The sequence below is a fragment of the Polynucleobacter sinensis genome (assembly GCF_001595985.1).
GTDB classification, from domain to species: domain Bacteria; phylum Pseudomonadota; class Gammaproteobacteria; order Burkholderiales; family Burkholderiaceae; genus Polynucleobacter; species Polynucleobacter sinensis.
In genome coordinates, this window is record NZ_LOJJ01000003.1 from 117,313 (window position 1) to 141,823 (window position 24,511).

Consider the following 24,511-nt stretch of genomic DNA (forward strand, 5'->3'; position numbering starts at 1 on the left):
TTGATATCACTTTGATGTTGGCATCACAAATTCAGCGCCTTTAGCTATGCTTTCAGGCCAGCGCTGCATCACGCTCTTTTGTTTGGTATAGAAGCGCACACCTTCTTTGCCGTATGCGTGCATATCGCCAAAGAGGGATTTCTTCCAGCCGCCAAAGCCATGCCACGCCATTGGCACTGGAATAGGTACGTTAATACCAACCATGCCAACTTGAACGCGACGCGCGAATTCACGAGCAATATTGCCGTCGCTGGTAAAGCAGGCAACGCCGTTACCAAATTCGCAGGAGTTCACTAGATTTAAAGCCTCTGTAAAGTTGGCAACACGCAAGCATGAGAGAACGGGGCCAAAGATCTCTTCGAGATAAATCTTCATCTCTGGGGTCACGTTATCAAAGAGGGTGCCTCCAATAAAGAAACCATTTTCATTGCCTGGTACTTTCAGACCGCGACCATCAACCAGTAGCTTGGCTCCTGAAGCAACACCGCTCTCAATATAGCCAGTGATGCGCTCTAAGGCAGCTTTAGTCACAATTGGGCCCATTTCGGCATCCAACTCCATACCGTTTTTCACTTTTAAGGTTTTAGTGCGCTCAATCAGTTTTGGCATGATCTTGTCGGCAACATCGCCCACTAGAACGGCAACTGAGATGGCCATGCAGCGCTCACCAGCCGATCCATAGGCTGCGCCAATGAGGGCATCGATAGTTTTATCAATATCCGCATCTGGCATGACAACCATGTGGTTTTTGGCGCCACCCAATGCCTGGGCACGCTTGCCAAAGTGGGCACAACGCTCGTAGATGTAGTTAGCAATTGGGGTTGATCCCACAAAACTGACTGCCTTTACATCAGGATTTTCAATTAGGGCGTCGACTGCTTCTTTATCGCCTTGCACTACGTTAAATACGCCATCTGGTAAGCCAGCTTCTTTTAATAGCTTGGCCATAAACAGCGATGCTGAAGGGTCTGTAGGGCTTGGTTTGAGTACGAAGGTGTTGCCGCAAGCAATGGCCATTGGGAACATCCACATGGGAACCATGACCGGGAAGTTAAACGGAGTAATGCCGGCAACAACGCCTAATGGTTGGCGCATGACCCAGTTATCGATGTCCGTTGAGACTTGCTCGGTATATTCCCCCTTAAGGAGTTCAGGAATGCCAGTGGCATATTCCACAATCTCAATCCCTCGCACGACTTCGCCCTGAGCATCTGTAAATACCTTGCCGTGCTCAGCTGTAATGATGGCGGCTAGTTCATCGCGGTTAGCGTTGAGGAGTTCGAGATACTTAAACAGGATTCGAGCGCGGCGCAGTGGGGAGGTTTGGCTCCAGCTCTCAAAGGCAGTCTGAGCAACTGCCACAACGTCATCAACCTCTTTACGGCTGGCCAGAGCAACGCGACGTGCGACTACCCCTTTAGCTGGGTTATAGACGTCAGCAAAGCGACCCTCCTTAGGGTTGAGGACTTTTCCGCCAACAAAGTGGCCGATATCTTCTTTTGATTCAAAAGCTTGCGGTGCGCTCATAGTATTTGCTTAATAAATTTGAGTGGTTTTTGGTTAAATTAGGACGTTTTGACGGTTGCCAACACTACTTTATGGTCTCGTTTATCCTACTTTGGTTATTCTATCGCTTTAGCCACTTTTACGCTGTTTTTGCCCTGGATTAGGGCATTCATAAGGTCTTAATATGAGTCTATTGTTCTCAAATTTCACCCTGGGATCCCCTAGTGGGCCATTAACTCTGGCAAATCGCTTGGTCGTAGCGCCAATGTGCCAATATTCCGCAGTGAATGGAGAGGCGCAAGATTGGCACCTCATGCATTGGGCAAATTTACTCAATAGTGGAGCAGGTCTTTTTATTATTGAAGCCACAGGCGTTACTCCAGAGGGGCGTATCACGCCTGCCTGTTTGGGCTTGTGGGATGACCGCACGGAAGCGGCCCTTCAGGATAAGTTAAGTAGAGCCCGCAAACTGGCCCCGGCTACTCCGGTATTTATTCAATTGGCTCATGCTGGACGTAAAGCTTCTAGCGCAACCCCATGGGAGGGTGGCCAATTACTATCAGTTGAGCAGGGTGGATGGGAGACGCTGGCGCCATCAGCCATTCCTCAATTGGCAGGTGAGCGTTTGCCGCACGAACTTTCTCAAGATGAGTTAAAGGACCTCATTGCCGCTTTTGTAGCCTCCGCACAGCGGGCGCAGCGTATTGGCATTGATGGAATTGAGTTGCATGGCGCTCACGGATATCTTTTGCACCAATTTCTCTCGCCAATTGCCAATCAACGTACTGATGAATATGGCGGCTCCCATGAGAACCGCATCCGTTTTCCATTGGAATTATTTAAGGCGGTACGTGCGGCATATCAGGGAGTCTTAGGAATCCGGATTTCTGCGAGTGACTGGATTGAAGGGGGGTGGACCCCCGAGGAAACCGCAGATTTCGCATGTCAATTAAAGCCTATTGGATGTGATTTTGTGCATATCTCTTCGGGCGGAATTTCTCCATTGCAAAAGATTGCGATTGGACCAAATTATCAAGTGCCATTTGCGAAGATTGTGAAAGATAAGTCAGGTATTCCAACTATGACTGTCGGGCTTATTACTGAGCCTCAGCAGGCGGAAGATATATTGCAGGCAGGGGATGCGGATCTGATTGCTCTTGCCCGCGCGTTTTTGTATAAGCCGCGATGGGGTTGGGAGGCTGCCGCTGCCTTGGGTGCTACGGTTCCATCCAATCAGCGCTACTGGCGATGCTTACCGCGTGAGGCTCAGTCTATTTTTGGTGACGCCAAAGTAGGGCAGCGGTAATTTAGAACACTTAATAATCGGATGAAATTGAAGGAGATGAATATGAAGCGTATCAAATTAAGTCGTCGTGTTTTGGCGTTTGCTACCCTGGTTTGTGGTCTCGGTATTGCGCAAGCTCAATCATTTCCCGATCGACCGATTACGCTTGTAGTCCCAAATCCTCCCGGTGGCTTGGTAGACACTTCAGCGCGTTTATTAAGCGAGCCACTGACGCGGGTCATTGGCCAGCCCGTGATTGTGGATAACAAACCTGGTGCTAGTGGGAATACCGCTTATCAATATGTAGCTAAGGCAAAACCAGACGGCTATACCTTGTTGATTTCTTATTCTGGCTATCACGTAGGCAATCCCGCTCTCATGGATAAACTGCCATGGGATCCGATTAAAGATTTTTCTCCTATTGCATTGCTTACGGTTTCTACCAATGTGATCGCCGTACACCCATCTGTACCAGTCAATAACTTGAAAGAATTCATAGCCTACGCTAAAGCAAATCCAGGCAAACTTAACTACGCCTCGCAGGGTAATGGATCGGTGTCGCATATTGGTACTGAAATCTTTAAACAGAACACTGGTGTAGATATTGTTCACGTCCCTTACAAGGGATCTGGACCCGCCGTTCAAGATGTCTTAGCTGGTCAGGTTCAAGTATTTATTACTACTCCACCTTCAGTTATGCAGCATGTGCAAAGTGGAAAACTCAAGGGTTTAGCGGTGACCGGTAAAAATCGTCATCCAGGGATGCCCAATGTCCCAACGACCGCAGAGGCGGGGTTACCCTCCTTTCAGTTAGAGTCTTGGGTAGCTTTGTATGCCCCTGCCGGAACACCAGCGCCGGTAATTGCGAAACTGACGGACTCAGTAAAAAAGAGTTTAGCTTTGCCTGAGATAAAAGAGCGGTCGGATGCTGCTGGTGTAGAGTTGCGCTACCTTACTCCGACTGCGATGGACGCGCTTCTAAAGAAGGAGTTGCCATACTGGCATAAGTCGATTAAGTCTGCCAATATCACTCTTGATTAAGCGCTTAGGCTCAGGTGTAAAGTGGCACCCTATTAATACAGAATTGAATGAATCATAGATGAAGCAACATACCGTTAGAGAAGCCTGGCTAGAGGATGCCGTAAGACATTTGGAGCCCGTATTTTCAAAAGCTGGCTATGCCATTCCGCCAGTAAGAGTTTCTTGTGGATTTCCGGCCTCTAGTAGCCCAAGGACGACCTTGGGTCAGTGCTGGCCCCGCGAGCGCTCTGGCGGGGGGGTTAATGAGATCTTCATTTCACCAAAACTAGATGATCCAGTCCAGCTTTTGGATACCTTAGTGCATGAGCTTTGCCATGCGGTAGATGATTGCTTTAGTGGTCATGGCGAGGACTTTAAGGGGATTGCCCAGACCGTTGGTTTAGAGGGTCCAGCTAGAATGGCTCACGCCACCGAAGAATTGATGGTTCGCTTAATGATGATTAGTCAAGAACTTGGGCCTTATCCACATCAAGCGATTGTATTTCCGCCTCCCAGGCCAAGTAATGCCAGTCGCAATAAAGCAAAGTGTGGTCAGTGCGGTTACGAAGTTACTCTATTGAAGAAGTGGGCAACCTATGGTGCTCCAATCTGCCCCAAAGACAATATTCGCATGCAGGAAGCGGTGATTGAGACGATCGAGAATACTTCTGAACACGATACTGAATCGGTCGCGGGTTCTAAGTCAAAGCCGGATGAAATTCGTCGGGCAATCAGTTAGTCATTATGGCTAAGTCGTATGCCCCTATGACGCAGCAAATGTTGCAGGCTTTTCATAGTCAGCATTTGGAAACTGCTGAGAGATTGGCAAAAATGATTCTGAGTATCAATTCAAAAGATTTGATTGCTTTGCAGGTTCAGGGTCTCTCATTAGCTATGCGCGGGCAGGTTGCCGAGTCCGTTGCGCCTTTGTACAAAGCTTTTCAGCAGGATCAAAAAAATCCTGAGCTTTTATCTAATCTCGCTAAAGCGCAACAAGGCGCTGAACTTTTTCAAGACGCTATTCGGAGTTACGAAAAGCTCAATGCATTAATTCCTAATAATCCACAAATTCTCACGGATATGGCAACGGCATACGCTAAGGCCAAGAGGTATGATAAAGCAGGCGAGTGTCTTGATAGAGCAATTCAGATTCAGCCCGATTACTTTCTGGCGTGGTCTAATCGCGGCAATTTATTGGCAGACATGCGCTTATTGGAAGATGCTGTAGAGAGTTACCAAAAGGCCTTAGATCTCAATCCAATATATGCTGAGGGGTGGACCAATTATGGCAACGCTCTTTTTGCGATGGGTAAATTTGAAGATGCAAAAGCAGCTCATGAGCAGGCTTTGAAGATTAATCCGGACTTTGGTGAGGCTTGGTCGAATTATGGCAATACCTTGCTTGAGCTTAAGTTTGCCGACGAGTCATTTGTTGCTTATGAAAAGGCCTTTAGGATCAAGTCTGAAACCCCATATCTAATGGGGCATCTATTTGCGGCCAAAAGGAATTTGTGTATCTGGGATGACTCACCTTCAGAAAATACACTACTTGAATTAGTTGCGAATGGGCAGCGGGCCACCATTCCTTTTCATCTCCTTCAAACCCAAGCAAATCTAGCCTTACAAAAAGTTTGCGCCACTACTTTTTCTCATGATCGCTTTCTGGGATTTGGTCGACTTAATTCTGGGGGGTCCATCAAAAATACCTCCAAAGAAAAAATTCGATTAGCTTATTTTTCATCTGATTTTTGTGAGCATCCTGTTGGTATTTTGATGAAAAATTTACTCCAAATGCATGATCGGTCCTTATTTGAGGTTTATGGATTTTTTCTGAAGGAAAAGACTGGTGATGCTATTGAGGCTGATTTGATTGATAGTTTTGATCAAGTTTTTAATCTGCATGGAATGAGTGATCCTGAGGCTGCGATGAAGATTAAGGATCTTCGAATTGATATTGGTGTTGATCTGAATGGGCATACAAGTGGCGCAAGAACTGCCCTGTTTGCAAGAGGGGTTGCACCCATTCAGGTTAATTATTTAGGTTATGCCGGCACCTCCGGGGCTGATTTTTATAATGTTTTAATTGCTGATCAGGTGGTTATTCCTCCTGAGCATCAAATTCATTACACCGAAAAAATTGCCTACCTGCCACATTCTTTTTTCCCGGTGGATACCAGCATTAGCCCTGATCAATTTGGTTCGCCCCCAACTCGTGTCAGCCAGGGTTTGCCGGACAATGGATTTGTTTTTGCTTGCTTTAACAATGCTTACAAGATTACGCCTTACATATTTGATATCTGGATGGATTTATTAGCGAAAGTGCCGGGTAGTGTTTTATGGTTATCAAAGCCTTCCGCTAAAGCTATAGAAAATCTCCAAAAAGAGGCCGGCATTCGAGGCATTGATCCTAACCGTTTAATTTTTGCGTCACGCGTCCCAGATCGCGCAGATCATTTGAGTCGACTGCGTATTGCAGATTTGTTTTTAGATACCCCAAATTACAATGCTCATGCAACTGCTGCAGATGCCTTATGGGCTGGCTTGCCAGTACTCACTCTACTTGGCAATACTTTCGCGGGCAGGGTGGCTGCTAGTCAGTTAAATGCTCTGGGCTTAGCGGATCTTATTTCTCGGTCGCCATTGGAGTATGTCAATAAGGCTTTGGAATTAGCCTCAAATCCCATACGACTGAAAGAATTACGGGATCGTCTGGAGTCCAATCGATTGACTGCCCCCTTATTTAATACAAAGCAGTATGTGAGAGATTTAGAGTCCCTCTATCTTGGTTTGGTGAGGCAGATTACTGAGGGTGAGTGTTTGAATTAAGGCTCCAAACGGGCTCTTTTTTGCTTGCTTTGGCGATTTCAGCCAAAATCTTTTCGTGGGACTGACAATCCTCATCACTTGCAGCCATGAATTTTAATTTTGTTGGCAAGGCTTTCATATGGCCAGAGGAGTCTGTGCCTACCGTGTAATCAATGAGATCAATCGATAGATCTTCTTGGCCACGCGTCATAGCTACATAGACTTCTGCTAGCAACTGCGCATCAAGTAACGCACCGTGCAAGGTTCTATGTTGATTGCTGATCGAAAAACGTTCGCATAGCGCATCTAATGAATTGCGTTTGCCAGGGAACATTTGACGTGCATCCAGCAGGGTATCGGTAATCTTTGACGCCAAACCCCTAAAGGGTGGGCGCTTGAGTAAGGCAAATTCGTTATCCAAAAAGCCTAGGTCGAACGCTGCATTATGAATAACCACTTCTGCACCATCTACAAATTCAATAAGCTCTTCAACGATGTTAGCAAAGACGGGTTTATCCGACAGAAATTCACGAGAGAGACCATGGACTGCAAAAGCGCCCGCATCGATATCGCGCTCTGGGTTAATGTAGTAATGAAAGGTTCTGTCAGTTAGACGGCGCCCAATCATTTCAACGCAACCAATTTCAATGATGCGATCTCCGGTAGCTGGATTTAGTCCGGTAGTTTCAGTATCAAGAATGACTTGACGCATTAGGTACCCTCTAACACTGATTGTGGAATATCCATGGGACCGTTGCCCGCATATTTATCTAGATAAAGATAAATGACAGGAGTAATAATCAGGGTTACAAATTGGGAGAAGATCAGGCCACCAGCTACGCTGATACCCAGGGGTTGGCGTAACTCAGCGCCCGCTCCTAAGCCAAAGGCAATTGGGAGTGCGCCCATTAACGCAGCAATGGTGGTCATCATGATGGGACGGAAGCGCAAAATACAAGCTTCTCGGATCGCTTTTTCTGGTGACATGCCCTGAGTTCTTTGAGCCTCAAGTGCAAAGTCAATCATCAAAATAGCATTCTTTTTCACAATACCAATCAAGAGCAGAATACCAATCGAGGCGACAATTGTTAACTCAAACCCAAAAATTCTCAGGGAGAGGATTGCTCCAATTGCGGCGGAGGGTAGTCCGGCCAAAATGGTTAGCGGGTGAATATAGCTCTCGTATAGACATCCCAATAGGATGTAAATCACGCCCAAAGCAGTCAAGATCAAAATAATCTGACCGGACTGATTATCTTTAAAGACGGCTGCATCACCACCATAGCTGGTAATGATGGAGGGTGGGAGGTCAATCTCTTTCACAAAGCCATCGATAGCCTTTGTAGCATCTCCCAGGAAGATATCTGGGGCTAAGTTGAATGAGATAGTTACCGCCGGAATCTGTCCTTGATGATTTACCGCAGTAGGGCCCACTGTTCGCACAAATGTAGCTAAGCTTGAGAGTGGGATAAGCTTATCGGTAGCCCTTCCTCGCACATACACTTTGCTCAGATCGGTTTCAAACTGACGGTCATTTTCAGCGGTTTCTAGAATGACGTAATAGGTATTGACTGGCGTATAGATCGTTGAGACCTGACGCTCCCCAAATGAGTTATAGAGGGCGCTGCGAATGTCTGCAATCGTGACGCCTGCGCTGGCAGCTTGTTCGCGATTAATCTCAATCCGGACATTAAGCCCCTTCATTTGCGAATCGCTTGTGACATCGCGGAAAATAGGATCAGCGCGCATTTTTTGAGTCATCTTGTCTGCCCACTCATTCACGCCTTCAAAGCCCACGCTTTGCAAGGTGAACTGGTAGCGACTCTTACTGCTTCGTCCGCCAAGCTGTAAATTTTGTACGGGACGCATGTATACCTGCAGCCCAGGGATTTCCTTAAACTTGTTGCGTAGGCCTTCAATCACCTTAGCCATTTTCTCGCGATCACCTTTGGGTTTTAGGATGATAAAGAAGCGACCTGTATTACGGCCTGCGCTTTGGCCACCGCCCAAAATAGAGATTGAATTGGCCACGTTGGGATCGTTATTCACAATCTCTGCCGCGCGATCTTGTAGCGCCAACATAGCCTTAAAGGAAGTGTCTTCAGCTGCTTCAGTGGTCGCAGTGATTTGACCAATATCTTCCTCTGGAAAAAATCCTTTTGGGCTATTTACAAATAAGTAAATGGTGATGAAGAAGGTGGCTACAGCGCCCCAGAGAACCTTCTTGCGGTTAACCAAAGCCAGATCTAGGACGTAAATGTAGGACTTTAGGGTCCAATCAAACAGAGCATCAAATTTTTTGGTGATGACATATTCTTTTGGATGTTGGCCTGGTTTAGGTAAGAAGCGGCTACACAATAAAGGCACAACGGTAAGTGAAACTACTGCAGATACCAAAATCGAGAGCGACACAACCACTGCAAATTCTCGGAACAATAGTCCAATCGGACCTGCCATGAAGAATAGGGGAATGAATACAGCGACTAGTGAAATAGAGATAGAGATGATGGTGAAGCCAACCTCTTTACTGCCCTTCAGTGATGCCTTCAGGGGGTCCATGCCTTGCTCAATATAGCGCATGATGTTTTCGAGTACTACGATAGCATCATCCACTACAAGGCCTACGGCCAGCGTGATCCCCAGCAATGAAATGTTATCTAGGCTGTATCCTAAAAAATACAATAGAAAGAAAGCGCCAATCAGTGAGATCGGTAGACTAATTGAGGGGATCAATGTTGCCGAGGCATGTTTGAGGAATAAGAAAATAACTAGGACGACCAGCAAAATAGTCAACGCAAGGGTGATGTTGACGTCATGCAGCGCTTCAATAATAGAAAGTGAGCGATCGTTAATCAAAGTGAGTTGAATAGATGCTGGCATCTGTTCTTTAAAGGTGGGCAGCAATTTTTTGACTGCAGCAACTACCTCGACGGTATTAGCATTGGGCTGTCGCATGACGCCGATAGCGATTGAGCGCTCTCCTTGTGAAGTCGCAAAGGTTTTTACATCTTCAAAGCTTTCCTGAACATCTGCGACATCTTTGAGGTAAACAGGCAGGCCATTTCGCTGGGCAATAATTAACTCGTTGAATTCTTCGGCCTTAACCAATTGGGGGTTGGCATAAATTGTGATGAGTTGTCGAGGTCCATCGAGGGTACCTACTGGACTATTGGTATTGGCCTTGTTGATCGCAGCCGCCAATTCTTCCATAGTGATATTGCGATTACCTAGGGCATCTGGCTTCACGCTAACGCGCACTGCATAGCGCTTAGCACCATAAACGGCTACCTGAGAAACACCGGTGATAGTCGACAAAGAGGGTGCTAATAAGTTTTCTGCATAGGCATTGATTTCAGATAGGCTCATCGAAGGTGAGCTCATGCGAATGACTAAAACGGCTGTATCAGCCGGATTAATTTTTCGATAAGACGGAGGCACCGTCATTTCGATCGGAAGCCGTCTTTGTGCGCGCAAGAGGGCGGCTTGAACGTCAACGGCTGCTTTATCAATATCGCGATCGTTGTTGAACTCGAGGGTGATACTGGTGGAGCCTAGCGTATTTGTTGAGCTGATGACTTTGATGCCATCAATAGTGGAGAATTCCTTCTCTAGCGGGAGCGCGACAGAGGAGGCCATATTCTCCGGCGCTGCTCCGGGTAGGGTGGCCGTAACTGAAATGATGGGAGTATTAAAGCTTGGCAACGCCGCAACGGGAATTTTGAAATACGCGACTGTTCCAGCAACAACTGTTGCAATGGAGAGAAGCACCGTCATTACGGGGCGTCTAATGCATAACTCAGAAAGCGTCATTTTTTCTCTGGAGCAGAAGGGGTATTGGATTTTTCGGCGGGTGCTGCACTTGGTTTTTTTGCTTCTCGCACTTTGCTGCCGGGTCGTAAATTTTGCTTTCCTTCTACAACTACGCGGTCGCCTGCCTGAATGCCCGTAATTACAGAGCTGCCTTGATATTCATAAGTCACCTTGACTGGTTTTGGTGTTACTTTGTCGTCTTTGTCTACGATGTAAACAACTCGCCCCTTAGGACCAATCACAATAGCTTCTGAAGGAACTGCGATAGCATCTTTCAGGGTATTAGCGTTTAAGGTCACGCGGGCAAATTGACCCGGCAACAGCGCCATCTTGTCGTTAGAGATTTGAGCACGAACACGCACCGCTGCAATCGTTGGATCCACTTGATTGTCGATCACCAATACTTTGCCTTCGTAGGTATTTTTTCCGCTATTTCCAACAGAAACTTTGACTTTGAGCGGGGAATCAGATTGTCTTTCCTCTAGCAAAAGGGGGATATCTTTCTCGGGAATAACAAATTGAACGTTAATAGGGTCGAGCTGTGTAATAGTGACCATTGCACTAGTGGTGGATGTCGACGCGGCATTTGTGGCGCTAACGACAGTATTGCTAGCTTGTACCAATGCACCTGGGAAGACGTTAATGATTCCAGCTCTACCATTAATCGGTGAGCGGATAGAGTCAAAGGAGAGTTGGACTTCAGCAGCGCGAGCAGCAGCTTGCGCTGCTTTTGCATTGGCTTGGGAAGTTTCAAGTCCTGCTTTAGAAATAAAGTTCTTAGCCACTAATTCTTTTGCGCGCAGATATTGCTTTTGCGCATCATCAGCCAAGGCTTTAAGCCTCTCATAGTTAGCGGTATCGTTGCGGTTATCAAGGGTAAAAAGAAGTTGACCCTCTTTTACTTCTTCACCATCTTTAATGTGAATTTTGGAGACCGTATTGGTCACCATGGGGCGGATGTCAACAATGTTGTTGGACACTATCGTGCCTGTTGCTTCAATGATGAGGGGAATATCCTTTTTCTCAACCACTACGCTAGTGATAGTTTGTGCCCCACCACCTTTGCCACTAGGGGGGAAGAAGTAGTCATAGGCCTTGGATCCAGCGTACAGAATGATTAAGACGGCCAGAATTCGCCACTTGTATGTAAAGACAAATACTTTGATGGTGGCGAAATTTACTCCTTGCAGCTTGTTTAGAGATGGGGAGAGTTTTTGCCATAAATTGCAAAGGCGAGTCTTGATCCAATTTTTCAGTAAGGGCAGTTTTGCGACTGCTTTATCGAGTTCTGATTCTATTTTTGACACGGTCTCAATTTTTCTTGGTTTTATATGGGGTTGGCGGCGGATTTTGCACCTATTCAGAATCCGATCATTCTCTCATAAGACTGTTTGAGGGGTGGGGTGGGTGGAACCTATGGGTTAGGGCAGAAATTCCTCTACCCCGCGGTTGGCTAGTAAGTCAGCTAACTCGTTTCCAGGGTGCCCATTGTGGCCCCTAACCCAATGCCAGGAGATCTTGTGGTGTGGGATCAGCGCATCGAGCTCTTGCCATAAATCAGCATTTTTCACCGGATCTTTACTGGCGGTCTTCCAACCCCTTTTTTTCCAGCCCTCAAGCCATTCAGTGACGCCTTTTTGGACGTACTGAGAGTCAGTCCATAGTTCTACGGAGCTGGTTTGTTTAAGGGCTCGTAGCGCATGAATCACTGCGCTAATTTCCATCCGATTATTGGTGGTCAGTTCAGCGCCACCATGCAAGTGTTTTTCATGATCTCCAGAGCGAAGCACCGCACCCCAGCCACCAGGGCCTGGATTGCCTTTGCAGGCGCCATCGGTATAGATGATGATATGGGGTGGGGGTTTCGTATGGGGCATGGCGTTAATTTACTGGGTCTTGCGTTTTTGTGTGATTCTGGCGGCTTTCGGCTGCGGGGCTGAGCTGGGGGATGGCTGCAATACGTTTACTTTGTGCTTGGCCAATCATGCGAATTCCCTGCTGGCGTTTAATTGCTGAAACAAGAAAAACCGCTCCAAAAATAGGCCACCAGCGGTTACCCATGGGCTCTAGAAAGTCCATTCTAGTCATGCCCGAATGGCTGCTTAAAGGTAATTTGTAGCATCCAAAATGTCCACGGTCTAGGGAAAAATTCAGGAGTTGCAACCAATCCTTGAGGCGAAAAAGGCTAATAAATTGACCATCCCTGGGTAAATATGGGCTACCAATCAGTCGACTGAGGTATTGGCGTGCCCCCCAGAGGCTCGCTGGATTAAATCCAGAAATGATCAGCCGACCCTCTGGGCGGAGGACGCGTTCAGCCTCCCTGAGGATTTGATGAGCGTCTGCAGCAAACTCCAGAACATGCGGCAGCACCAATAGATCAATTGAATCAGAGGCAAAGGGGAGTTCATTGGGGTTCCCCTCGATTTGATGCCAGAGACAGCGCTTAGCCTGATCTTGACGGTCATTGGCATGGATGAGAAGGGCGTGCAGAGGCATCCGATTTTCTGCCAAGGCATTAATTTGCGGCATTCCAATTTGAACTGCATGAAATCCAAAGACATCAGCCACGATTTGATCGAAACACTTTTGCTCCCAGGCTAAAACATATTGCCCTGGGGGCGATTGCAACCACTTTTCCCATGAACTCCATGGTGGTGCAGGCATCTGTGATGGGGAGGGTGGGATTGGTATCATCGGTCTATGGTGAAGAATACTTTATTGCAAGTTTGGCCGATACCGGCCTTTGATGATAATTACATCTGGTGTATTCATGATGGTCAGTCAGCCTTAATTGTTGATCCGGGTGACGCCGCTCCAGTTTTGCGTTACTTGGAAGAAGAAAATCTTAGCTTGACGGGTATTTTAATTACCCATCATCACGCTGATCATACTGGCGGGATTTTGACTTTATTACAGGCCTTAGGTCCAAAGATTCCCGTATATGGTCCTGCAAGTATTGAGATTCCTGGCCGAACCAATGCGTTGATGGATGGCGACAAAATCGAGTTTTTATCCCCTCGTATTAGCTTTGAGGTGTATGAGGTTCCGGGTCATACCTTAAGTCATATCGCTTATTTTGCGAATATGCAGGCGAATGTTGTTGAGCCGATCTTATTTTGCGGCGACACTTTATTTGCATCTGGATGTGGTCGTTTGTTTGAGGGCACTCCAACCCAAATGAGCCAGTCGCTAGCAAAGTTCATGGTGTTGCCCAAAAATACCCTGGTGTATTGCACGCATGAGTACACACTGTCAAATATTCGGTTTGCCTTGGCGGTTGAGCCTAATAATGCCAATCTGATCTCTTGGGCACAAACGGCTAAATCGTTGCGCGATCAACATCTTCCAACCTTGCCGACAACCATTGGGCATGAATTGCAAGTAAACCCCTTTATGCGCTGCGATCAAAAAGAGGTGATTGATTCTGCTCTCAATGTATCCGGAGAAAAATCCTTGCCAACTGCAGCACATGTTCTAGCCGTTATTCGTGGCTGGAAGGATCGATTCTGATGTTGTGGCGCTACGCAGCTATTTTGCTGCTTGCTGTTCTGACGGGTTGCGCTAGCTCGGGAGATTGGTCTTCCGATACGCCAACACGTAAAGACCCGCGTGTCGCAAAAGCGAAGCGAGTCAATCTGAAGAACCAGTCCGTCAGTGATCTGTACGCGCCATCTAGTAATTTATGGATTCGAATTCGGGATGGCTTTGAATTGGAGCCAATGAATACTCCCCTGGAAATCGAGCAAGTGCGATGGCTAAGCGCTAGACCGGATTACGTCCACCGCTCGATGGAGCGCTCATCTCGTTACCTCTTTTATATTGTCCAAGAGGTGAATGCTCGCAATATGCCGACAGAGATTGCATTGCTCCCTTTTGTGGAAAGCGCCTTTGTAACGCATGCAAAGTCTAGTGCCAAGGCTGTTGGTTTGTGGCAATTTATGCCGGCGACTGGCAAAGATTTCCGTTTGACTCAGAATGTATTCAGGGATGAACGTCGTGACGTGTTGCAATCGACTGATGCCGCTCTCGATTACCTGCAGCGTCTGTACAAACAGTTTGGTAGCTGGGAGCTGGCTTTGGCTGCTTATAACTGGGGTGCTGGTAATGTTGCTAAAGCGCAAAAGCGAAATTTATCGGCTGGTTTGCCAACAGACTATCTAAGCCTGAAGATGCCAAATGAAACTCGGAACTATGTCCCCAAGCTCATGGCTTATCGGCAAATTGTTTTAGACCCGCAGGCCTATGGAATTGTCTTGCCAGAACTTGAGAATCATCCGTACTTTGTGGCGGTTGATGTTGGCAGCGATATCGATGTGGACTTGGTGATCAAGTTAGCTGAGTTACCCCCAGAAGAGTTTCGCAATCTCAATCCCTCATTTAATAAGCCTGTGATTTTGAGTAACGCCAACCAGCAAATTTTGTTGCCGTTCGGGCACGCGGAAATCTTCCAAGAAAACCTCAAGAAATACACTAAACCCTTATCGTCTTGGACGGCCGTTCAGCTGACTAAGTCCGAGTCGGCCGATCAGGCTGCGAAGACTTTGGGCGTCGATGTTGACACCCTGAGGGAGGTGAATGGGATTCCCAAAGGGATGCGTATTAGGGCGGGCTCAACCGTATTGGTGCCTAAGACGAGTCATCGTCCGGGGGATATTTCATTGGCGATGGCTGAAAATGGCAGTCTAAATCTAGATAAACCAGCGCCCCCAGCGCCTAAAAAGTGTGCAAAAGGGGTCAAATGTCCAGCCGCACAACCGACAAAAGGCGTCGCTAAGGGGGCAACTAAGGGTAATTCTTCTGCAAATAATGCTGCATCTCAGCATAAATCCGCATCGACAGGGCTTGCAAAATCTGCGAAAAATGGTTCTGCGAAATCTTCTAGCACCGTCGCCAAGACATCAACCGGCAAAGGGACTAGCAAAATTCAGTAATTCCAGAAACTTTCATTTACTTATTTAGGTTGACCATGTCCTATAAATCAGAACACGAACGCTCCATTAAAGATCCAGATGGTTTCTGGGGTGAGCAGGCAAAGTTAATTCACTGGGAAAAGCCATTTAATAAGGTTCTGGATTACGCAAATCCTCCGTTTGCGAAGTGGTTTGAGGGCGGTTTAACCAATCTTTGCTACAACGCGGTTGATCGCCATCTCAAAGATCGCCCTAATCAAATCGCTTTAGTTGCCGTTTCAACAGAGACGAATTTAGAAAAGGCATACACATTCAAGGAGCTATACGAAGAGGTTAATCGTATGGCTGCCATCTACCAAGCCAATGGCGTTAAAAAAGGTGATCGGGTATTAATTTATATGCCGATGATTGCAGAAGCATGTTTTGCAATGCTCGCTTGCGCACGTATTGGCGCAATTCATTCGGTGGTATTCGGAGGTTTTGCTTCTCATAGTCTGGCCTCACGTATTGATGATGCAAAACCAAAAATGATTGTGACTGCAGAGGCGGGCGCGCGTGGCGGGAAAGCGGTTCCCTATAAGCCTTTGCTAGATGAGGCAATCACACTTGCTACTTACAAGCCTGAAAAAGTATTGATCGTGAATCGTGGATTGACTGAGTTCACGACGGTTGCTGGGCGTGATTTGGATTACGCCTCTGAGCGTCAAAAGCACATCAATGATCTAGTGCCAATTGAGTGGGTCGATGCAACTCATACCTCTTATATCCTATATACCTCAGGCACTACTGGTAAGCCTAAGGGTGTGCAGCGCGATACCGGTGGTTATGCGGTTGCATTGGCGGCTACGATGAAGCATATCTTCTGCGGCAATCCTGGCGAGACGATGTTCTGTACTTCAGACATTGGTTGGGTTGTTGGTCACAGCTATATTATTTATGCGCCACTACTTAACGGTATGGCAACTATCATGTATGAAGGTACGCCTTTGCGTCCTGATGCTGGTATCTGGTGGCAGTTAGTAGAGAAGTACAAGGTCTCTGTGATGTTCTCGGCCCCAACAGCAGTTCGTGTTTTGAAAAAACAAGATCCTGCCTTCCTCACTAAATACGATCTCTCTAGCTTGCGTGCCTTGTTCTTGGCAGGCGAGCCATTGGATGAGCCGACTGCAACATGGATTCATGATGCAATTAAGAAGCCGATCGTGGATAACTACTGGCAAACTGAAACTGGTTGGCCGATGTTGGCGATTCAGCGGGGCGTTGAAGTCATGCCGCATAAGTTTGGCTCTCCTGGCGTCCCCTCATTTGGTTACAACATGAAACTCTTAGATGATGCAACTTCCGAAGAGTTGGGTCCAGATCAGAAGGGCGTGATTGCAATTGAAGGCCCATTGCCTCCAGGTTGCATGCAAACAGTCTGGGGTGATGACAAGCGCTTTGTGAGTACCTATTGGGAAACGATTCCTGGCAAGACGATTTACTCTACCTTTGACTGGGGCATTAAAGACGAGGACGGTTACTTCTTCATCTTGGGACGTACCGATGATGTGATTAACGTCGCAGGACATCGTTTAGGCACTCGTGAGATCGAGGAGAGTATTTCTAGTCATCCAAACATTTCTGAAGTGGCGGTGGTTGGCATTGAGGATAAGCTCAAGGGTCAGGCGGCAATTGCTTTTGTTATTCCAAAAGATGCTTCTAAAACGGCAACCTTGGAGGCGGAGTGTATGAAGACGGTCGATAGCACCTTGGGCGCGATTGCTCGCCCAGGACGCGTATACGTGGTAACAGCTTTGCCTAAGACTCGTTCTGGCAAGATTGTCCGCCGCGCCCTCCAGGCGGTCGCTGAAGGTCGTGATCCTGGTGATATCAGTACGATGGAAGATCAAACCGTTTTGGCTCAAATTAAGACCATCATCGAGCAAAGCGCCAAGTCCTAAGCTAGCCTAATTAGTCCGAAATAAGCCCCTTGGTCATGCGACTGAGGGGCTTATCCGCTTCTGAGCCCAATTGGCTGGGAATTCAAGGGTTTATACGTAAAACTGGTATCATTGTTAGGTTCAAAACTTAATAAATTACCCTAGCGCTTAAAGACACTCACCTCCCGCACAAACATTCCAGGGTTGGTCTTTTTTGGGGTGTTGAGCGTCGGATGGAGCAGGGACTGGAGATGGTTTGTCACCCTTGCTTCCTTCTTTTCCTCCCGCCGTGTTGGCTCTAGCCGACGGCACTCTATTTCCCGGTCTGAGCATTGGCGCCCCTGGCGAAACTACCGGTGAAGTCGTTTTCAATACCGCGTTGACTGGCTATCAAGAGATCATCACTGATCCTAGTTATTGTCGCCAAATCGTCACTTTGACCTATCCCCATATCGGAAACGTCGGGGTGAACGCCCAGGATGCTGAGTCCAGTCAAATTCATGCTGCCGGCTTGGTGGTTAAAGATCTCTCGAAGCGTGTTTCCAACTTCCGCTCCGAAGAGAGTCTAGATACATATCTCTCCAAGGCCGGGGTAGTGGGGATTTCCGGAATTGATACACGTAAGCTCACCCGTATTTTGCGCGATAAGGGTGCTCAGTCGGGCGCGATTGTCGCTGGCAAGATGGGCGATGATTTGGAAGCGCTTGGGAAAAAAGCGCTTGAGCTAGCCAAAGCCTTTCCTGGAATGTCTGGTTTGGATTTAGCTAAAGTGGTTACGACCAAAACGCCATATCCTTGGCGAGAAGCGGAGTGGGATTTGCATGGTGCTAATGGCAAGCCTGCTTACAGAACTTTAGATGCTGGCAAGCCTACTAAGAAAGTCGTTGCTTATGACTTTGGTGTGAAGCGCAATATTTTGCGTATGCTCACAGAGCGTGGCTGCGAACTCACGGTTGTTCCTGCGCAAACCAGCGCTGCTGAAGTATTGGCAATGAATCCAGATGGCGTATTTTTCTCAAACGGTCCTGGAGATCCTGGTCCTTGCGATTATGCGATTGCTGCCGCAAAAGAAATAATTGAAAAGGGTGTTCCAACATTCGGTATTTGTTTGGGTCACCAGATCATGGGCTTGGCCGCTGGCGCTAAAACTCTGAAGATGAAGTTTGGTCACCACGGGGCTAACCATCCGGTGAAAGATTTGGATACTGGGCGCGTAGCGATTACTTCTCAGAATCATGGATTCGCGGTCGATGCCAACACTCTGCCTGACAACATTCGTGTCACACATGTTTCTTTGTTTGATGGGTCTTTACAAGGACTTGCTTGGAAAGATAAGCCTGCTTTGTGTTTCCAGGGGCATCCAGAGGCTTCACCTGGCCCTCATGACATTGCTTATTTATTTGATCGTTTTGTGGAGCTAATGAATGCTGCCGCTGTTGGTAATAAGGGGGGCAAATAATGCCTAAGCGTAGCGACATTAAGAGCATCCTGATTATTGGCGCAGGTCCAATTGTGATTGGGCAGGCTTGTGAGTTTGACTATTCTGGAGCGCAAGCTTGTAAAGCTTTGCGTGATGAAGGTTATAAAGTTATTTTGGTGAACAGCAATCCCGCCACTATCATGACTGACCCAGAAATGGCTGATGTGACATACATTGAGCCAATTACTTGGGAGGTGGTAGAACGCATTATTGCCACAGAAAAGCCAGACGCGATTTTGCCAACAATGGGTGGTCAAACCGCCTTGAATTGCGCACTCGATTTGCATCGCCATGGCGTCCTCGAGAAATACGGTTGCGAATTGATTGGCGCATCGCCGGAAGCGATCGATAAAGCAGAAGATCGTCAGAAGTTTAAAGATGCCATGACCAAGATTGGCTTGGGTTCTGCAAAGTCTGGCATTGCGCACTCGATGGATGAAGCGCACGCAGTGCAACAACGTATTCAAAAAGAAACTGGTAGCCTAGGCTTCCCGGTAGTCATTCGTCCTTCATTCACCATGGGTGGATCTGGCGGTGGCATTGCTTACAACCGTGAAGAGTTCGAGGAGATTTGTAAACGTGGTTTAGATCTATCGCCTACTCGGGAGCTTTTGATTGAAGAGTCTCTCTTGGGTTGGAAAGAGTTTGAGATGGAAGTGGTGCGTGACCGTGCCGATAACTGCATCATTGTTTGCTCGATCGAAAACTTAGATCCAATGGGTGTCCATACCGGCGATTCGATTACTGTCGCTCCTGCGCAAACACTAACGGATAAAGAGTACCAAATTCTGCGCAACGCTTCGATCGCGGTATTGCGTGAGATTGGTGTGGATACAGGTGGTTCAAACGTACAGTTCTCTATCAATCCAGTGGATGGTCGCATGATTGTGATTGAGATGAACCCACGCGTATCGCGTTCATCTGCATTAGCTTCCAAAGCAACGGGTTTTCCGATTGCGAAGATTGCTGCGAAGTTGGCAGTTGGTTATACCTTAGATGAATTAAAGAATGACATCACTGGTGGAGCTACTCCTGCTTCCTTTGAGCCATCTATCGATTATGTTGTGACAAAGATCCCACGTTTTGCGTTTGAGAAATTCCCGCAAGCAGATTCTCGTTTAACAACCCAGATGAAATCGGTTGGTGAGGTGATGGCGATTGGCCGCACTTTCCAGGAGTCTTTCCAAAAAGCGTTACGTGGTCTAGAAGTTGGCGTTGATGGCTTGGATGAGATGTCCGCAGATCTTGATGACATCATTCAAGAGATTGGAGAGCCAGGGCCGGATCGTATTTGGTATCTAGCAGATGCCTTCCGGATGGGTATGGGTTTAGATGAGATTTATAACGAGACCAAGATTGATCCTTGGTTCTTGGAGCAAATTGAAGAACTCATCATTATGGAAACTGAGCTTAAGCAACGTAAGCTCGATAGCTTGTCTGCTGCTGAGTTACGCTTTATCAAGCAAAAAGGTTTCTCAGATCGTCGCCTAGCAAAATTGCTGGGTGTAGATGCTTCTTCAGTGCGTGCTGCGCGTCACCGTCTAAAGGTGGTGCCTGTCTACAAGCGTGTTGATACCTGCGCTGCCGAGTTCTCTACGAATACTGCGTATTTGTATTCCACCTACGAAGCAGAACATGGCGAGTGCGAGTCTCAGCCAACCAATAAAGACAAGATTATGGTATTGGGTGGCGGCCCGAATCGTATTGGTCAAGGTATTGAGTTTGACTATTGCTGCGTTCACGCTGCATTGGCAATGCGTGACGATGGTTATGAAACCATTATGGTCAACTGCAATCCAGAAACTGTTTCTACCGACTATGACACTTCTGATCGCCTGTACTTTGAGCCATTGACCTTGGAAGATGTTCTGGAGATTGTCGCTAAAGAAAAACCAAAAGGCGTGATCGTTCAGTACGGTGGTCAGACTCCATTAAAGCTCGCATTAGATCTTGAGCGTAATGGTGTTCCGATTATTGGAACATCACCAGACATGATTGATGCTGCTGAAGATCGTGAGCGTTTCCAGAAGCTATTGCATGATTTGAATTTGCGTCAGCCGCCAAACCGTACTGCACGTGCGGAAGATGAGGCGCTCAAATTAGCCGAGGAAATTGGTTATCCACTAGTGGTACGCCCTTCCTATGTCTTGGGCGGTCGCGCTATGGAAATCGTTCATGATGGCCGTGATCTAGAACGCTACATGCGTGAAGCAGTAAAAGTTTCTCATGATTCCCCAGTACTGCTTGATCGTTTCTTAAACGACGCGATTGAGTGTGATGTTGACTGTATTAGCGATGGTCAACGTGTATTTATTGGAGGTGTGATGGAGCATATTGAGCAAGCCGGCGTTCACTCCGGTGACTCTGCCTGTTCGTTGCCGCCATATTCACTGTCTGATAAAACCATTGAAGAGATTAAGCGTCAAACTGCTGCGATGGCTAAAGGCTTAAACGTTGTTGGCTTAATGAATGTTCAATTTGCTATCCAGAATGTAGATGGCAATGATGTGATCTACGTTCTTGAGGTCAACCCACGTGCTTCCCGTACTGTGCCATTTGTATCGAAAGCCACTGGTTTGCAGTTGGCTAAGATTGCAGCCCGCTGCATGGTTGGCCAGACTCTCGATCAACAAGGTATTAAATCTGAAGTGAAGCCTGCTTACTATTCAGTTAAAGAGGCGGTATTCCCATTTAATAAGTTCCCTGGCATTGACCCAATTCTTGGGCCGGAGATGCGCTCTACCGGTGAGGTAATGGGTGTTGGCAAAACCTTTGGCGAAGCCTTATTTAAGTCTCAACTAGGCGCTGGCATTAAATTGCCCAAGAGTGGTACCGTGGTCTTGACTGTTAAAGACAGCGACAAGCCTAAGGCGGTTGAGGTAGCTAAGCTCTTACACCAACTAGGATTCCCAATGGTTGCTACCAAGGGAACTGCTGCTGCTATTGAGGCTGCTGGCCTCCCAGTTCGGGTGGTTAATAAGGTAAAGGATGGTCGTCCACATATTGTTGATTTAATCAAGAATGGCGAAATCTCTTTGGTATTTACAACAGTCGATGAAACTCGAACGGCGATTGCTGATTCACGCTCTATTAGAACTAGTGCGCAAGCAAATGGTGTGACCTATTACACAACGATTAGTGCAGCTCGTGCGGTCATGGATGGGTTAATGGCATCACAAAGTGGCAGCAAAGAGTCTCTTGAAGTATATTCATTACAGAATTTACATAAAACTCTCAATTAATTTAAGTTAGGTTAGAAGTATGAGCACAATTCCTATTACTAAGCGCGGCGCAGAGCTTCTCAAGGAGGAGTTGCATCGCTTAAAGCATGTTGAGCGCCCAGCTGTAATTAATGCAATTTCTGAAGCCCGCGCTCAGGGTGATCTTTCTGAGAATGCCGAATATGATGCCGCTAAAGAGAAGCAGGGTTTTATCGAAGGCCGTATTCAAGAGTTAGAAGGTAAATTATCTGCCGCGCAGATTATTGATCCTGCTGCACTTGATGTCACAGGTCGCGTTGTTTTTGGCGCCACTGTGGATCTGGAAGATTTAGAGGATGGCACTAAGTTCACCTACCAAATTGTGGGTGATGATGAGGCTGATATTGCTTCAAATAAGATCTCGATTAGCTCTCCAATTGCTCGTGCCTTGATTAGCAAGGAAGAGGGTGATGTTGTTGCTGTTCAGGCTCCCGGCGGGAATCGGGAAGTGGAAATTCTGGCGGTGCGCTACATCTAATGATTTATCCTCGAACCCAAAGAATCTTTCAGTTTGTTTCAGGTCTTTGGGTTGGTAGTTTCATCACTGTTGGATTTCTAGTTGTTCCGGTGTTGTTTTCTACGCTTGGCGATCGTCAAGTTGCCGGCATGGTAGCAGCCAATCTATTTAAGATTACAGCCTATACGGGCGTTACGATTAGCGCTTTATTAATGGCGCTTTCTAACCGCTTGGTGAAGCGCGGTGTGAGTCAATATCGCGTGATCCGTTGGATCCTATTGTTGATGCTGGCTTGCTTCGTGGGGGCTGCGTTCATCATTATTCCCTGGATGAACTCCTTGAGGGATCAAGCCTTATATCTTGGCTTAGCAGTTCGAGAATCCACCAATGCCATTTTATTTAATCGACTGCATGGTGTATCTAGCGGGCTTTTTCTGATTCAAAGTTTGTTAGGTCTTACATTGGTTTGGCGGGCAACAAAAAACGCCGACTAGCGGCGTTCTTTTTGAAGACTTGAGCTCCTCACGAGCCAAGCGATTTCTTCTTCGTGCTACTCATGCGTACTTTGCGTTTCTTGATTGGTGCAGGAGCTGCCGCAGCTTTGCGATAGCCTGGTGATGACCAACCAATTTTAGATTCAGCTGCTTCAGAACGTAGAACACGTTTCTTGGGCGTTGCGCTCTTCACGGCGGCAGCTCTTGCAAATGGGGATTTACTAGCGGCAGAGCGTCTATCCGATCTTTCGGATGTGCTGGTTCTCACACCTGACTTTGCAACGGTGCGGTTTGGTTGACGTTTAGTACGTGGTGCCTGTAGCGATTTTTTAGTTTGTTTGCTTGATCTGCCTAAATTAGCAAATGCCTCATCAACCATATCTTTTGGTTTCCAAAGCACTAATAATTTACCAATGTGTTGAACTGGGGCGGCGTCAAGCTTGTCGCAAAGCTCCTCATAAATGGCAATACGCGCTTCGCGGTCGTCGCCAAACACACGGACCTTGATCAGGCCGTGATGTGAAATTGCAGATTTAGCTTCTTTAATAACGGCCGGAGTAAGGCCGTCGCCACCAATCATGACCACTGGACTGAGGTCATGAGCATCGGCTTTGAGGGATTTGCGTTGTGCGGGGGTAATAGAAAGTGCAGTCATGGGTTCGATGATAGAGCATCAGGGCTTGCAAAAGGCCCTCAATGCCCATATATAGCTATATTGAAGACGTTTTACGTCGATTCCTTTTGCCATACCGGTGATAAACAAGGAAAATAGACGCCGAAAGTGGGTACGTTGTGGCAAAAAATAAATTTAATAAAAGCTGGTTGCAGGACCATTTAACGGATCCTTACGTGAAGATGGCCCAAAAAGAAGGCTACCGCGCCAGGGCCGTTTACAAGTTAAGCGAAATTGACGAGCAAGATCATTTGATCAAAGCTGGCATGACGATTGTCGATCTGGGGAGTGCTCCAGGGAGCTGGTCTCAGTACGCCCGCAATCGCCTTACTGAGCTCGGAAAAAACAATCCGAAGATTGAGTCTGGGAAGCCCGATGGCACGATTATTGCAATTGATATTCTGCCGATGGAGGATATTGCTGATGTAAGCTTCATTCAGGGAGATTTTCGGGAAGAAGAGGGTTTAAAGGCCTTAGAGGCCTTATTACCTGCGGATGCAGACGGTAAAGTGGATTTGGTGCTTTCTGATATGGCACCCAATTTATCTGGCGTGGGGGTGGCTGATGCCGCTCGGATGGCTTTTTTGGCTGAAATTGCCCTAGATTTTGCAGTCCAGCACCTGAAACCCGAAGGCGCACTCCTCATTAAGTGCTTTAACGGCAGTGGCTATAGCCAAATTGTGGAATCCTTTAAAAAGGTCTTTAAAACGGTCGCCTCTAGAAAGCCCAAGGCTTCAAGAGCCCGCTCTTCAGAAATTTTCTTGTTGGGCCGGAATCTGAAGCCGCCAAAATAAGTGCCCGATTTGGGCTAATAACCCCTAAAAAGAGGGGCTTATTAAATAAATATGGCCCCAACCCTTGAAAAAGGCTGGTAGTAGAATCAAATACT

Annotated in this window: 19 protein-coding genes; 12 read left to right on the top strand and 7 right to left on the bottom strand. The window is 47.2% G+C overall.

Annotation, left to right across the window (positions count from 1 at the left end; genetic code table 11):
• Positions 1-6: 6 nt before the first annotated feature.
• Positions 7-1,527: a CoA-acylating methylmalonate-semialdehyde dehydrogenase gene (locus tag AOB49_RS04325; protein WP_062308429.1), complete on the bottom strand. Its 1,521-nt coding sequence runs from the start codon at positions 1,525-1,527 to the stop codon at positions 7-9.
• A 163-nt stretch (positions 1,528-1,690) separates the two neighbouring features.
• Here AOB49_RS04325 and AOB49_RS04330 point away from each other — a divergent pair, with 163 nt between their 5' ends.
• The 4 genes from AOB49_RS04330 to AOB49_RS04345 are packed head-to-tail and all read left to right on the top strand — an operon-like array spanning position 1,691 to position 6,637.
• Positions 1,691-2,812 (top strand): NADH:flavin oxidoreductase/NADH oxidase, encoded by a 1,122-nt coding sequence (locus tag AOB49_RS04330; RefSeq protein WP_062308432.1) that lies wholly within the window; start codon positions 1,691-1,693, stop codon positions 2,810-2,812.
• A gap of 42 nt (positions 2,813-2,854) precedes the next feature.
• Positions 2,855-3,832, top strand: coding sequence for a Bug family tripartite tricarboxylate transporter substrate binding protein (locus tag AOB49_RS04335; RefSeq protein ID WP_407070228.1), 978 nt, complete (start codon positions 2,855-2,857; stop codon positions 3,830-3,832).
• A 58-nt stretch (positions 3,833-3,890) separates the two neighbouring features.
• On the top strand, positions 3,891-4,550 hold the full coding sequence (locus AOB49_RS04340) for a SprT family zinc-dependent metalloprotease (RefSeq protein WP_062308435.1): 660 nt from the start codon (positions 3,891-3,893) through the stop codon (positions 4,548-4,550).
• 5 nt (positions 4,551-4,555) lie between these two features.
• A complete protein-coding gene (locus AOB49_RS04345; RefSeq protein ID WP_082784053.1) occupies positions 4,556-6,637 on the top strand; it encodes an O-linked N-acetylglucosamine transferase, SPINDLY family protein in 2,082 nt (693 codons plus the stop codon).
• Here AOB49_RS04345 and dnaQ read toward each other — a convergent pair.
• The 5 genes from dnaQ to AOB49_RS04370 all read right to left on the bottom strand — a co-directional run bounded on the left by dnaQ (position 6,612) and on the right by AOB49_RS04370 (position 13,093).
• On the bottom strand, positions 6,612-7,328 hold the full coding sequence (gene dnaQ / locus AOB49_RS04350) for a DNA polymerase III subunit epsilon (protein WP_062308440.1): 717 nt from the start codon (positions 7,326-7,328) through the stop codon (positions 6,612-6,614). The genes AOB49_RS04345 and dnaQ overlap by 26 nt on opposite strands.
• Positions 7,328-10,426 carry an efflux RND transporter permease subunit gene (locus AOB49_RS04355; RefSeq protein WP_062308443.1) on the bottom strand — a complete coding sequence of 1,033 codons (3,099 nt, stop codon included), beginning with the start codon at positions 10,424-10,426 and terminating at the stop codon, positions 7,328-7,330. Before AOB49_RS04355 ends, dnaQ begins: the two co-directional genes overlap by 1 nt.
• Complete coding sequence (locus AOB49_RS04360) at positions 10,423-11,733, bottom strand: efflux RND transporter periplasmic adaptor subunit (RefSeq protein ID WP_062308446.1); 1,311 nt, start codon at positions 11,731-11,733, stop codon at positions 10,423-10,425. Before AOB49_RS04360 ends, AOB49_RS04355 begins: the two co-directional genes overlap by 4 nt.
• A 114-nt stretch (positions 11,734-11,847) precedes the next feature.
• A complete protein-coding gene (gene rnhA, locus AOB49_RS04365) occupies positions 11,848-12,303 on the bottom strand; it encodes a ribonuclease HI (protein WP_062308447.1) in 456 nt (151 codons plus the stop codon).
• 4 nt (positions 12,304-12,307) lie between these two features.
• A complete protein-coding gene (locus AOB49_RS04370) occupies positions 12,308-13,093 on the bottom strand; it encodes a class I SAM-dependent methyltransferase (RefSeq protein ID WP_062308449.1) in 786 nt (261 codons plus the stop codon).
• 36 nt (positions 13,094-13,129) lie between these two features.
• Here AOB49_RS04370 and gloB point away from each other — a divergent pair, with 36 nt between their 5' ends.
• The 7 genes from gloB (at position 13,130) to AOB49_RS04405 (ending at position 22,949) form a co-directional block, all read left to right on the top strand.
• Positions 13,130-13,939 (top strand): hydroxyacylglutathione hydrolase, encoded by an 810-nt coding sequence (gloB, locus tag AOB49_RS04375; protein WP_082784055.1) that lies wholly within the window; start codon positions 13,130-13,132, stop codon positions 13,937-13,939.
• A complete protein-coding gene (locus tag AOB49_RS04380) occupies positions 13,939-15,360 on the top strand; it encodes a transglycosylase SLT domain-containing protein (RefSeq protein ID WP_062308452.1) in 1,422 nt (473 codons plus the stop codon). The genes gloB and AOB49_RS04380 overlap by 1 nt, the downstream gene beginning before the upstream one ends.
• A 35-nt stretch (positions 15,361-15,395) precedes the next feature.
• Positions 15,396-17,279 (top strand): propionate--CoA ligase, encoded by a 1,884-nt coding sequence (locus tag AOB49_RS04385; RefSeq protein WP_062308455.1) that lies wholly within the window; start codon positions 15,396-15,398, stop codon positions 17,277-17,279.
• Between the two features lie 244 nt (positions 17,280-17,523).
• Entirely contained in the window at positions 17,524-18,717 is a 1,194-nt protein-coding gene (gene carA, locus AOB49_RS04390) for a glutamine-hydrolyzing carbamoyl-phosphate synthase small subunit (RefSeq protein ID WP_062309299.1), read from the top strand.
• Positions 18,717-21,980: a carbamoyl-phosphate synthase large subunit gene (gene carB / locus AOB49_RS04395; RefSeq protein ID WP_062308458.1), complete on the top strand. Its 3,264-nt coding sequence runs from the start codon at positions 18,717-18,719 to the stop codon at positions 21,978-21,980. Before carA ends, carB begins: the two co-directional genes overlap by 1 nt.
• Before the next feature lie 19 nt (positions 21,981-21,999).
• The gene (gene greA, locus AOB49_RS04400) at positions 22,000-22,476 is read left to right on the top strand and encodes a transcription elongation factor GreA (protein ID WP_062308461.1); all 477 of its coding nucleotides are present in this window, start codon (positions 22,000-22,002) and stop codon (positions 22,474-22,476) included.
• Positions 22,476-22,949 carry a DUF4149 domain-containing protein gene (locus tag AOB49_RS04405; RefSeq protein WP_062308463.1) on the top strand — a complete coding sequence of 158 codons (474 nt, stop codon included), beginning with the start codon at positions 22,476-22,478 and terminating at the stop codon, positions 22,947-22,949. Before greA ends, AOB49_RS04405 begins: the two co-directional genes overlap by 1 nt.
• Positions 22,950-22,977: 28 nt before the next feature.
• Here the strand turns inward: AOB49_RS04405 and AOB49_RS04410 are convergent, their stop codons facing one another.
• Positions 22,978-23,604, bottom strand: a complete 627-nt coding sequence (locus AOB49_RS04410; RefSeq protein ID WP_062308466.1) for a YhbY family RNA-binding protein — start codon at positions 23,602-23,604, stop codon at positions 22,978-22,980.
• A gap of 137 nt (positions 23,605-23,741) precedes the next feature.
• Between AOB49_RS04410 and AOB49_RS04415 the strand changes: the two genes are divergently transcribed.
• On the top strand, positions 23,742-24,416 hold the full coding sequence (locus AOB49_RS04415) for an RlmE family RNA methyltransferase (protein WP_062308469.1): 675 nt from the start codon (positions 23,742-23,744) through the stop codon (positions 24,414-24,416).
• Positions 24,417-24,511 lie beyond the last annotated feature (95 nt).